Origin of the sequence: Mangrovimonas sp. ST2L15 (assembly GCF_001280515.1) — a bacterium.
Lineage (GTDB): Bacteria > Bacteroidota > Bacteroidia > Flavobacteriales > Flavobacteriaceae > Mangrovimonas > Mangrovimonas futianensis.
The window spans coordinates 31,962-44,864 of the sequence record NZ_LBIQ01000052.1; the positions used below are offsets into that span (position 1 = coordinate 31,962).

The 12,903-nt window shown below is 34.5% G+C and carries 12 protein-coding genes; 11 read left to right on the forward strand and 1 reads right to left on the reverse strand.

From position 1 onward, the window contains the following. Positions 1–60 precede the first annotated feature (60 nt). Positions 61–1,182, reverse strand: a complete 1,122-nt coding sequence (locus ZA07_RS15200; RefSeq protein WP_053972619.1) for a C1 family peptidase — start codon at positions 1,180–1,182, stop codon at positions 61–63. Positions 1,183–1,234: 52 nt separating this feature from the next. Between ZA07_RS15200 and ZA07_RS15205 the strand changes: the two genes are divergently transcribed. From ZA07_RS15205 to ZA07_RS15255, 11 genes are all read left to right on the forward strand, one after another. Next, positions 1,235–2,074: a 1,4-dihydroxy-2-naphthoyl-CoA synthase gene (locus tag ZA07_RS15205; protein WP_053972620.1), complete on the forward strand. Its 840-nt coding sequence runs from the start codon at positions 1,235–1,237 to the stop codon at positions 2,072–2,074. 18 nt (positions 2,075–2,092) lie between these two features. Next, on the forward strand, positions 2,093–2,995 hold the full coding sequence (gene menA / locus ZA07_RS15210) for a 1,4-dihydroxy-2-naphthoate octaprenyltransferase (protein ID WP_053972621.1): 903 nt from the start codon (positions 2,093–2,095) through the stop codon (positions 2,993–2,995). A gap of 180 nt (positions 2,996–3,175) precedes the next feature. Beyond that, positions 3,176–3,853, forward strand: a complete 678-nt coding sequence (locus ZA07_RS15215; protein WP_053972622.1) for a metal-dependent hydrolase — start codon at positions 3,176–3,178, stop codon at positions 3,851–3,853. A gap of 70 nt (positions 3,854–3,923) precedes the next feature. Then, on the forward strand, positions 3,924–6,290 hold the full coding sequence (locus ZA07_RS15220) for a patatin-like phospholipase family protein (protein WP_082316634.1): 2,367 nt from the start codon (positions 3,924–3,926) through the stop codon (positions 6,288–6,290). A 108-nt stretch (positions 6,291–6,398) separates the two neighbouring features. Then, positions 6,399–7,130, forward strand: coding sequence for a DUF6090 family protein (locus tag ZA07_RS15225; protein WP_231628694.1), 732 nt, complete (start codon positions 6,399–6,401; stop codon positions 7,128–7,130). A 77-nt stretch (positions 7,131–7,207) separates the two neighbouring features. After that, entirely contained in the window at positions 7,208–8,002 is a 795-nt protein-coding gene (locus ZA07_RS15230; protein ID WP_053972625.1) for a cation transporter, read from the forward strand. A gap of 5 nt (positions 8,003–8,007) precedes the next feature. Beyond that, complete coding sequence (locus ZA07_RS15235) at positions 8,008–8,637, forward strand: DUF1287 domain-containing protein (protein ID WP_231628695.1); 630 nt, start codon at positions 8,008–8,010, stop codon at positions 8,635–8,637. A gap of 134 nt (positions 8,638–8,771) precedes the next feature. Continuing rightward, the gene (locus ZA07_RS15240) at positions 8,772–9,287 is read left to right on the forward strand and encodes a hypothetical protein (protein WP_053972627.1); all 516 of its coding nucleotides are present in this window, start codon (positions 8,772–8,774) and stop codon (positions 9,285–9,287) included. 51 nt (positions 9,288–9,338) lie between these two features. Further along, positions 9,339–9,638 (forward strand): DUF1905 domain-containing protein, encoded by a 300-nt coding sequence (locus tag ZA07_RS15245; protein WP_053972628.1) that lies wholly within the window; start codon positions 9,339–9,341, stop codon positions 9,636–9,638. Between the two features lie 179 nt (positions 9,639–9,817). Then, complete coding sequence (locus ZA07_RS15250) at positions 9,818–10,366, forward strand: HNH endonuclease (RefSeq protein WP_053972629.1); 549 nt, start codon at positions 9,818–9,820, stop codon at positions 10,364–10,366. Positions 10,367–10,490: 124 nt separating this feature from the next. Further along, the gene (locus ZA07_RS15255) at positions 10,491–12,866 is read left to right on the forward strand and encodes a DUF2339 domain-containing protein (RefSeq protein WP_053972630.1); all 2,376 of its coding nucleotides are present in this window, start codon (positions 10,491–10,493) and stop codon (positions 12,864–12,866) included. Positions 12,867–12,903: the final 37 nt, after the last annotated feature.

The window sequence follows — 12,903 nt, forward strand, 5'->3', positions numbered from 1 at the left end:
CAATTACAAATCAAACTAGTTTAATTTAACACTAAGAGAATTTTAAAAAATTATTAGTTTCTATTGAATGCTCAATCTTTGTTTTATCCCTTTAGGTAAGGCTTCTTTATGAATCAAAATGGATATGGCTTTTAACCTCATATAAGCTTCGCTAAAATACACATAACCACCATGAGTAACACGGCTTTCATCAGTTCCCCACGAATTTTTAACCTTGAAATAAGTATTTCCTTTTTGGTCTTTGGCTAAACCTGTAATATGCATTAAATGGTCATCTGTTGTGTGAAAATTCTCGAATTCCTGTTGTCGGAATTCTGGGGTAATAGCCTTTTCTAATCTAATTTCAGTAAGAATCTCTTTGATCATACTTTCATCTTCAGGAATTACAGCGACACCGTGTTTGGCAGAAAAGGTTTTTTCGCTTACATCACAATCTAGCTCAACTGTATAACCATTTTCTAAGGCATGAGTAATTACTTGCATCAAATCATCTAAAGGTAGATTGTAAAAGCTGCCATTTGAAAAATTGTCTGGAATATTTAGAATAAATTTAGAATTGTATGGTTGGTGAGTAAAACTTGTAAAACTGATGTAATCATCAGGGTTTATTTGCACCATTTCCATAAACGATTTTGGCGTGTAGGATGAACCTTCAAAAGTAAAGGACTCCACTTGTTTTCCTAAATAGGCATCCAAAATGCCATCTACAACCGTTTTCCAAGTTGGAGATAAGGTTTTAGCTGGATTTTCTATGTAGGTGTCCAATACATTTTTTAATACCTCTTCCAGTTCAATATGGTTGTATTTTGTTTGACCGTTTAAAAAACCGGTGTAAACTACTTGCGGAACCAATCCAGCATCACGAGCACTATTAATAACATCATGTGCCAAACCACCTTGGCTAAACTGTGCATTGCCTTGTCTCATTAAATAATTCCAGGCTTTCTTAGGATAGGTTTGCCTAACTGAGTACATTTCTGAGAGATCAATAAACTTACCCGTTTTCCTAATGATTTCACTTTCCAAAAAGGAGGTTGTGGAAAAGCTCCAACAGGTTCCTGTGATGCCTTGACTAACCACTTCCGTGGCATCTAGATCGATTATTGGTGTGAACTCATATTTTTGGGAATAAAGTGAAAAAGACCCTATTAAAATTAGAGTCAAGAATGTATAAATTTTCATGCTTAGGGAGCTATATTGGTAAAAACATTTATTTTTGGCTAAAATAAAAAAAATGAGTGTAGCAGACTGGAAAATAGCCAAAGAATACGAAGACATCACATATAAAAAATGTGGTGGTGTAGCAAGAATTGCCTTTAACAGACCAGATGTCAGGAATGCCTTTAGACCTAAGACAACAAGTGAGCTTTATGACGCTTTTTATGATGCTAATGAAGATACTAACATTGGTGTTGTTTTACTATCGGCAGAAGGGCCATCCTCTAAAGATGGCATCTGGAGTTTTTGTAGTGGAGGTGATCAAAAAGCGAGAGGTCATCAAGGTTATGTTGGAGAAGATGGTTACCATCGTTTAAACATATTGGAGGTTCAGCGTCTAATACGTTTCATGCCAAAAGTGGTGATTGCTGTGGTACCAGGATGGGCTGTTGGAGGTGGACATAGTTTGCATGTCGTTTGTGATTTAACCTTGGCTAGTAAAGAACATGCTATTTTTAAGCAAACCGATGCTGATGTTACTAGTTTTGATGGGGGGTATGGTTCGGCATATTTGGCGAAAATGGTCGGACAAAAAAAGGCTCGGGAAATTTTCTTTTTAGGAAGAAATTATTCAGCACAAGACGCCTATGAAATGGGTATGGTCAATGCAGTTATTCCACATGATGAATTAGAAGCTACCGCTTATGAATGGGCTCAGGAAATCCTAGGCAAATCACCATTGTCTATTAAAATGTTGAAATTTGCAATGAACTTAACAGATGACGGAATGGTAGGCCAACAAGTGTTTGCAGGAGAAGCTACTAGATTGGCATACATGACCGACGAGGCTATTGAAGGAAGAAATGCCTTTTTGGAAAAGCGGAAACCAAATTTTGATAAAAAATACATTCCATAGGAACCCAAATCGATTGTTATGGCATCATTTAAAACCTGGGTATCTGCTCTTAGGTTAAGAACTTTACCTCTATCTGTATCAGGTATTATTGTAGCTGGCTCCTTAGCTGAGTATAATGGCCTTTTTCATTGGGGGATATTTACAATGGCAATATTAACTACATTAAGTTTCCAAATATTGTCTAATCTGGCCAATGATTATGGTGACGGCGTGAAGGGAACTGATAACATGGACCGAATAGGACCGCAAAGAGCCATTCAAAGTGGTGAAATAACTCCTACGAGTATGTTTTTTGCTATCCGAATTAATATTTTGATCAGTATTTTTCTAGCTGTTTTTACCATTTATGTGGCTTTTGGTTCGAAGTATTTCCTTTTGGGTTTATTGTTTTTGGTTTTGGGTATGTTATCCATTTATGCTGCCTTGAAATATACCATAGGTGGTAATGCTTATGGTTATAGAGGCCTAGGTGATATTTTTGTTTTTATCTTCTTTGGATTGTTAAGTGTTATTGGTGCTTATGTGCTTTTTGCAAAACAAATAGACCACGTTACTATTTTACCAGCAATCACTATAGGTTTTTTAAGTACTGCGGTTTTAAACCTTAACAATTTAAGGGATATAGAGTCTGATAAAAAAGCCAACAAAATTACGATGGCTGTAAAAATGGGATTTAAAAAGGCAAAAAGGTATCATATGTTCTTGGTCGGTGGTGCAATATGTCTCTCTTTTTTGTTTGGAATTTTATATTATAATTCTCCATACAATTTTATTTTTTTTATTGCTTATATTCCGTTGATTATCCACATGAAGAAGGTACACAACTGTATTGAACCTGTTAAGTTAGACCAGGAACTTAAAAAGTTGGCTCTTTCAACCTTTTTATTAAGTGTTCTGTTGGCTGTAGGACATCTTTTGTAGGGAAAAGTTAAAATATTGTTTTTCAGTTTTATAAGTCGTATATTAGGGTGTTGGTAAGTCCTTTATCAACATAATGAAGTGTATAAATGACTTCATATTTTGGGGATTGAAAACTCAAACAGATTCAAGGATTTGTTTGAGTTTTTTTGTATTTTCAATCTTCAATTAAACACTTACCTGATGAAAATTACATTTTACGGTCATGCTAGTCTTGGAATAGAAGTTGGAGATGTCCAAATTTTAGTAGATCCTTTTATCTCTGCCAATGAAGCGGCTGCAAACATCGATATTTCAAGCCTAAAGGCTGATTACATATTATTAACCCATGCACATCAAGATCATATTCTGGATGTCGAAACCATAGCTAAACAAACTGATGCCGTTATCGTTTCAAACTTTGAGATTGCAAGTCATTATGAAAATAAAGGGTTTGAGGTTCATCCTATGAATCATGGAGGAGCTTGGGATTTTGAATTTGGTGTGGTTAAATATGTTATTGCACATCATACATCTTCATTTCCAGATGGAAGTTATGGTGGACAACCAGGAGGTTTTGTGATTGAAGGAGAACATAAAAATATTTATATTGCTGGAGATACTGCGCTGACCATGGATATGAAACTTATTCCTATGCGTACCCAATTGGATTTGGCCATTTTGCCTATCGGAGACAATTTCACAATGGGTGTGGACGATGCCATAATTGCCAGTGACTTTGTGCAGTGCGATAAGGTGCTTGGATATCACTTCGATACTTTTGGATATATTAAAATAGACCACGAAGAGGCCAAAAGAAAATTTTTTGATAAAGGGAAAGATTTGATGCTGTTGGATATAGGAGAGAGTATTGAATTGTAAACAAGCGTGAAAGCCAAATAAGTAAACTGGCTGAAGCATCAAAAAGTTTCACATTAACAGCTTCCAATTCATGAATCTTGGAATAAAATCTTTAATAGGCCCGAAATCTCTTATCATATTAGGCATTTTTTTCGCCAGTCTACAAATATGGGGTCAGGATTTCAAAATGCCTGAAACAACTGAAAACCGGAAACCTAAAATTGCTCTAGTTTTAAGTGGTGGAGGTGCTAAGGGTATTGCTCATATCCCTTTGCTTCAAGCTTTAGATTCCTTGAATATTGTACCAGATTTTGTTGTAGGTACAAGTATGGGAAGTATTGTAGGTGGCTTGTATGCCATGGGATATTCTGGTGACAGCATCTCTCAAATTGCTCATCAGGCTAATTGGCGAAAGCTGCTAGGGGGGAAAACCCTATTATCTAGTGTTGGAGTTGAGGAGAAAAGTGAGTTTGGCAGGTATCTTTTCGAATTGAATTTAGTGAATGGAAAACCTAATATCAATCCGGCCATTCTCAATGATCAACTACTGCGAGAATTTTTGTCTCAATTAACCTATCCCGTTTACCGAATCGAGTCTTTTGATGATTTGCCCATTCCTTACCGTGCTGTAGCCACAGATATTGTCAATGGAGAATTAGTTATTTTAGATCGCGGATCACTGGCTCAAGCTATGAGAGCTAGTATGTCTATTCCAACAGTTTTTAAACCAGTAAGATATGAAAATACGCTTCTTGTTGATGGAGGTATTTTAAACAATTTCCCTACGGATATAGCAAAAAGCATGGGTGCCGACATTATCATTGGTAGTGATGTAGGAGGCGGTATGCTAACTCGAGATAAATTAAGTGACCCAATTAAGCTTATTTTTCAAACAAGCATGCTTACTAGTAATTTAATTGTAGAAGAGAATAGGGCATTATGTGATATTTTATTGAATCATGAAAAACACTTAACCTATTCCACAGGAGATTTTGTAAAGGCCAATGAAATTTATGTGGAGGGGAAAGAAGCTTTGATTCAAAATATGGATGCTTTGGAGCAGTTAGCCGAAATTTTAAAGAAGTATCCCAAACCTCGTCCTAATTTGCCTAAAATAGCTCCAAAATTCACTTTAGATACCATCGTCTATAAAAATATTTCTAAAGACAATCTTGATTTGGTCCGGGCTCGCATCAGAATTGAGCCAGGACAGACCTATAACGTAAATGATTTGAACTCTGGTATCAACCGATTAATGGGCACGAACCTCTTTGATGCCATTTATTTTAATCCGTTGGTTAAAAAGGATAGTTTGGGAATTGAATTGGAAGGATTGGAGCGCTCAAGACATACCGTAAAAGGAGCTTTACATTATGATACATACAGAGGTGTGGGTTTACTTATGAATTATACAGGAAGAAACATCATTGGCAAAGCTTCTAGATCTTTGGTATCTATAGATATTGCAGAACAACCTAGCTTAAGGTTACAACATCAAAAGATTTTTGGAGTTCAAAAAAATTGGTGGTGGCGAACGGATTTGTTGGGACAGCTGCTTAATGAAAGTGTTTACATTGAGGGTAGGAGAGCTGATGATGTGAATCACGATGTTGTTTTGTTTCAAAGCCAATTCAATAGAAACCTCTTTCCCTTTAAAAGCTATGTGGGTTTTGGGATAAATCATCAATACGACTATTTGCGACCCAAAACAGATCCCGATTTGGGAGATAATGTTTTTGGTTTAAGAAAATATGGTTTTCATAACTTGGAAGCTGGGGTGCATTTTTTTTCCAATAGTATGGAGAGCGTTTTTTTTCCTAAAAGAGGAACTCTTATCAATGCTTTTATAAAACGTTCTTTATGGCGGCATATCAGATTGCAAAGTACCGTTTCTTCTGAGACTATTAGCGAAGGTTCAACCAATGGGTTTACAAAGTTTGGAGCCCATTTTGAAAAGCGCATCCATCTGGACCGGCATTTAGCATTTTTATTTTCAGGATCGGGATATTTTACTATAATTAACAAATTGGACGACAATGAAATCTCTTATGCCGATTTTGGTATATCATCGCAATATTCTCTAGGAGGTTATAATCCCAGTCCCATCCCCGATAATTTTACTTTCCCCGGATTGTACGAAACCGAGCTTTTTGCCAGTCAAGTAATCATGGGGTCTGTTGGATTACAATGGGAGCCAACCAGAAATATTTATTTTTCACCACATTTTCATTTGGCCTCCTTGGGATATGAAGGGTTTAAAGAATATTTTGAAAATTTTTCCAGTCAAACTACAAGTTGGCATACCAATTTAAATTCAGGTTTACTTATTACTGGGGGGGCGACTCTATCATATGATTCCTTTTTAGGCCCTGTTCATTTGGATTTATCCTATGTCAATGGGATTAATAAATTGCGTTTGTTTTTTTCGGTTGGGATTCCTTTGGGTAAGTCTAATTAATAAAGGTTCAGATACAGATGGTTTATTTGGTAACATCGTTTTCAAAAATGAAACTTATAATTGATAACTATAAAAATGATTAAATTTTTTAGGAAAATCAGGCAAAATATGCTGAAGGAAAATAAATTCAGTAAATACCTAATATATGCGGTAGGAGAAATCATTTTGGTAGTTATAGGGATTTTAATAGCTCTTGCTATTAACAATAGTAATCAACATCGTGTTACGAGAGAAAAAGAACAAACTTATTTGAACGGTTTAAAAGCAGAATTCCAGATTAGTAAAATTAAATTGGGCAACCTAATTGAGGTCAATAAGAATAATTTTTATGGAGCTAAACAACTTTTGGAATTTATATCAGATAAAAATGAGAGACCAACTGAAAAGCAATATTCAGAGTTGCTGTTTAATACATTTTCTTCTGATATTTCTTTTAATCCCAATAATTCACTTTTGAATGAAATAATAAATTCTGGAAGTTTAAAAGATATTTCAAACAAAGATTTGAGGATCCAATTGACTAATTGGATTTCTACCATAGAGGATGTTACAAAACAAGAAAATGAACTTGGAATTCAAAGAGAAAAAGTTCTCGATATTTTTAGAGAGGATAGTAATAGTTTAAGAACGATTTTTGAATTAACAGGTGTAAATGATGAACTAGGATTAAAAGAAACCGAGCTTAACTTAAGCAATCTGGATTTATTGGATTCTCGAAAATTTGAAAATAATATTTTGATGTTTATTCTAACCGTGAAGGCCATGGAAAAGGCGCATTACGAACCTCTTATGGAAGATTTGAACTCTATTTTATTGTTGATTACCAATGAAATAAATTAAGATGGTAAACAACCTTTTTTTTAGAATAGCATTTGGTGGGAATATAAATTTTGGAATTTAGATGTGACCTAAAAACCATGAACAAAACCGTATTTGAAATATCAAAAATGGATTGTCCTTCAGAAGAAAATTTAATCCGCATGAAATTGGACGGGATGACTGGTTTAGTCCATTTGGAATTTGATATTCCAAATAGAATTTTGACGGTTTTCCACCATGGGGGAATAGATTCTATTGAGAAAAGTATAGATGAACTTAACTTAGGAAGCACATTTCTTTCCACTGAAACATCTGTCCAAACCGAGATTAAGGAACACACCAATCAAAAAAAGGTGCTATGGATAGTACTAGCTATCAATTTTACTTTTTTCATTTTGGAAATGATCACAGGTCTGGTTTCAAAATCAATGGGTTTGGTGGCAGATAGTCTTGACATGTTAGCAGATAGTTTTGTTTATGGCATTAGTTTGTTTGCCGTAGGAGGATCTTTAGTTAGAAAAAAACAAATTGCCAAACTGGCCGGATATTTTCAGATGTTTTTGGCGGTTGTTGGTTTTGTTGAAGTTTTGAGGCGTTTCTTGGGGGCAGAACATTTACCAAATTTTTCAACCATGATAGTTATATCCGTTTTAGCGCTTATTGCCAATGGTCTATGTCTTTACATTCTACAAAAATCAAAAAGCAAAGAAGAAGCCCATATGAAGGCGAGTATGATTTTTACATCTAATGATGTCATTATCAATCTAGGTGTAATTGTGGCTGGTCTTTTGGTACATTGGTTAAATTCAAACAAACCCGATTTAATTATAGGAACCATTGTATTTGTTTTGGTAGTTCAGGGTGCTTGGAGAATTCTAAAGCTAAGTAAGTAGTTGCAATGAAGATATATCTAGATAGAATGGCTCAATTAATAAAAGAAAGTTTAAGAAAAAACCTTTGGCTTATTGCCATCCTTTTTCTATTCAATTTTGGCTTTTCACAAACTGAAACAGACCGTAGGGACTTATCTGATTGTGCCTTAGAACTAACCAAACAGCAGGTTACTTATGACCCTAGGTATTTTTCCATTGATTATCCTAATGGCGATGTTCCAAGTGATAAAGGGGTTTGTACTGATGTGATAATTAGGGCATATAGAAAAATGGGTGTAGACTTGCAAAAAGAAGTTCATGAGGATATGAAAAATCATTTTAATGAATATCCAAAACTTTGGGGATTAAAAACAACTGATAGGAACATTGATCATAGAAGGGTGCCTAATTTGATGACGTTTTTTAATCGGATGGGCACGGAATTGGCAATATCTCAAAAGGGAGAAGACTACTTACCAGGAGATATTGTATGTTGGAATTTGGGAGGGGCCATAACCCATATCGGTATAGTGGCAGATAAAACATCGATCGATGGGAAGAGACCTTTGATTGTCCATAATATTGGTAAAGGGCAAGTTTTGGAGGATTGTCTTTTTGATTTTAAGATTATAGGACATTACCGATATAAAAATTAACTCCATTTTCACTGTAACATCCTTGTATATGCATCAGTTTATAGTATATCCTGTTTCTTTTAATTATCTTTATTAGGTGATTTTGCAAATCTCTTGTTTTGAGGTGATTAAAGGCTTGGTTTAAAAACGATGACATGACTTTAGAATTGCTCATTAATTTATTGACTTCCATAGGTGTTATCATTTCGGTTATTTTTCTGGCCATCGAAATTAAAAAGAACACCCAGGCAGTCCGTTCTAATTTTTACGATTCTTTTGCTAACTCCAATCGGGAATTCCTAAATCAATTGATTATGGATAGGGATTTAGGAAAACTATTTGAAAAAGGAACGAAGTCATGGAGCAACTTGAACGAGGAAGATAAAAGAACTTCTAATTTTCTATACATCCAAATGTTCCGAATTTGGGAAAATTTGTATTATCAAAACAAGATGAAAGTTCTAGAGCCATGGTTATGGGTGAGTAATAAAAACACAATCATTTCTTATTTCTATTTGGAGGGCATTCAAGAATGGTGGCAACTAAGGAGGCAATCATTTTCTAAGGAGTTTGTTCAATTTTTGGAAACCTCAAAAAAACCTGAAAATGGCATTAAGGTTATTGAAGATTTAATAAAGCCAGAGCTAAAAGAGACACAGGCATCAAAGTAAGTCTAAGTTCCCTCTGTTAAAATAGGTGTTTTATTAAATTCAAAAATTAAAATGGAAACTACAATAAGATATCAATTTTCAGAAACTATCTGGAAACATGAGGGAACCGGAGGTTGGTATTTTGTGTCACTACCTAATTCACTTTCAAAAGAAATCCGTGAACATTTAAGATGGCAAGAAGAAGGTTGGGGAAGAATGAAAGCCAGGGCTCAACTTAAAGGACTGGAATGGCAAACTGCTATTTGGTTTGATACTAAAAGGGATACTTATTTACTTCCCATAAAGGCTGAAGTCAGAAGGAAAACAGATGTGGGAATAAATGAATGGATTGACCTGATACTTTGGATCTAATGAAAACTCATATTTTTACATTCTACATATTCATTTTCAAATAGTTACAACCTTTTCTGTTTTGTAATTAATTGAAAATCACTATATTTGGTTTGTACTCCTTATTTATAGCCATAGCTAGCTAAAATGGCCTCTAAACGAATTGATAGTTTTAAAATAACAACTTAAATAAAACTAAAATGATAAGAAATTACCGTAATGAGGAATGGAAAGAGGTTGTTTTTGACGATAAAATTCACGAAACTGAAAAATTTAAGATTTCAAATTATGGACGAGTTATCAATTGCAAGCAAGAGAAGGAGTTTATTCCCAAAGTATCCTTTGTTAACGGGTATCAAATATTACGTCTTCATTTGAAAGAGAAGAAAAGATGGACTTGTAGATATGTCCATAAATTGGTAGCAGAGCATTTTTTAAAGCGAGATGAGGGTATTTATGTGATTCACCTCAATTATGACAAAACAGATAATCGCATAGCTAACTTGAGATGGGCTACCAAACGAGAAAAGGAAGTTCATCAATTCAGTAATCCAGAATATATTAACGCACCTAAAAGACGTACTTATTCAAAACTTACCGAAAATAAAGTCAAATTGATTAAGCGTAAGATCAACGATCCAAATCGTCGAACCCGTATGAAAATGATAGCCAAACAATTCGGTATATCAACCATGCAGCTTTATCGTATTAAAACGGGCGAAAATTGGGGTTCGGTTACTGAAGATTAGAAGCGCTTAAGTCAGGGGACATTTTCTTACAATCTGTTTTCTATTACCTCGTTATTTGTTAAATTAGATGCTATAACTAATTGGCTAATTTGCCCTCAAATTTAGCTCCATACTAATTAACCAAATGACTAGCCATCAAGATCAAATAAATCAACTGCTTAACCGACTTAATAGTCTTGTGGAAAAACAACGAGGTTTTTCTAAGGAAATAGATGATTTAAAGCACGCTATAGAAAAGCTGCAAAACTCGCAACTAGAGGAAGTTCAAGAACCTGAAATAAAAAAGCAGGAATTTACAGATAATGAGGTAAAGCAAAAGAGAGACTCTTTAAGCTCTATTGAAGAAGAAACACCCTCAGATACTTTAAAATCCATACAACCTCGTATTCGTCCTGTTGAACCAAAAAGAGATACTGCAAAAGTAAAGTCAGATCTTGAAAAATTTATAGGCGAAAATCTTATCAATAAAATAGGAATAATCATTACGGTTATTGGTGTTTTCATTGGTGTGAAATATTCCATAGAACACGATTTGATAAGTCCGCTTACCAGGGTCATTTTAGGTTACCTTGCCGGTTTGGGCCTTTTGGGCTTTGGAATCAAACTGAAAACCAAATATGAAAACTATAGTGCCGTACTTGTTAGTGGGGCTATGGCCATTTTTTATTTTATTTCCTTCTCTGCCTATAATTTCTATCAGTTAATACCTCAAGCCTTGGCCTTTGTGCTTATGGTCATATTTACAATTTTTACCGTGCTGGCTGCCTTAAATTATAATAGGCAAGTGATTGCTCATATTGGCCTGGTGGGTGCTTATGCGGTACCTTTTGTTTTGAGTAACGAATCTGGTAGGCCAGAAATATTATTTGGTTATATGGCCATAATCAATATTGGGATTTTGGTCATTGCCTTTAAAAAATATTGGAAGCTACTTTACTATGTAGCTTTTGGTCTTACTTGGGCTATTTATTTTACTTGGTTTATTAGTGATTATAGAACTTCAGAATATTTTGGATTGGCTTTAACCTTTCTTAGTCTGTTTTTCTTCATTTTTTACGCGACTTTTTTGGCTTATAAACTGCTGCAAAAGGAAAAATTTGAAAGAAGTGATATTGCCTTATTACTATTTAACTCGTTTATATTTTATGGAAATGCCTATGTGATACTTTCTGGTCATGAAACAGGAAAGCAATTATTAGGACTTTTTACTTTAGGTAACGCATTGGTTCACTTTTTCGTAAGTCTGGTGATTTATAGACAAAAGTTAGGGGATAAGAATTTATTTTATTTGGTAGTAGGATTGGTTTTGGTCTTCATCACCATTGCCATTCCGGTTCAATTAGATGGAAATTGGGTGACCTTCCTTTGGATAGGGGAAGCTGTTCTTTTATTTTGGATTGGAAGAACCAAAAAGGTGCCGGTTTATGAAAAGTTGTCCTACCCTTTGATGCTGCTGGCTTTTTTGAGTATCATCCATGATTGGATTGTGTTTTATAATGCCTATACTCCTTCAACACCTGAGGATAGGATGATGCCTTTGCTTAACATTCAATTTTTAACATCCTTATGTTTTATTGCCGGCTTTGGGTTTATTTTAAAGTTACATTTCAATCAAAAATATGATGCAGCTTGGAAGTCAAATAAGATACTTTCAAAAATGGTTTCTTTCGGTATACCTGCTATTTTTTTATTGGGCATTTACTTTGCTTTTAGAATGGAAATTGTAAATTATTGGGGGCAACTTTTTACAGATTCATTACTTAAAATTAATGAAGATAACCAGCAATATCTTATGACTTATTGGAATTATGATTTACTCAAATTTGAAACTGTTTGGGTTGTCAATTATTCTATGTTATTTATGTCATTGCTTGGGATTGTTAATATAAGGTGGTTGAAAAACAAGTCTTTAGGTTTAGTTAATTTGGGTTTCATTGTTTTCGTGTTATTAGTGTTTTTAACCAATGGTTTGTATGCGCTAAGTGAATTACGGGAGAGTTATTTGGATCCAACTAAATTACCATATTATAGGACAAGTATCATGCATATTTTAATAAGATATTTGTCGTTTGTGTTTGTAGTACTACTTCTGATTACTATCTACAAATACCTTCAAGAATCATATCGAAAAAATAAATACAAACGGGCCTTTGATTTTTTGTTGCACACTACCATTTTATGGGTTGTAAGTAGTGAATTAATTCATTGGCTAGATATGGCTGAGTCTTCTCAATCTTATAAACTTGGTTTGAGTATTTTGTGGGGAGTTTATTCCCTTTTCCTTATAGCATTAGGTATATGGAAAAGAAACAAACCTCTTCGTATTGGTGCCATAGTTTTATTTGGACTGACGCTAATAAAACTCTTTTTCTATGATATTTCCCACCTAGATACCATAGCAAAAACCATTGTATTTGTCTCATTAGGCGTATTGCTGCTGATTATATCATTTTTATACAACAAATTCACACATAAAATTTCCGATGAAACGCCTCAATAAACAATTGTGTCTAATATTTCTTTTCACAGCTTGCTTT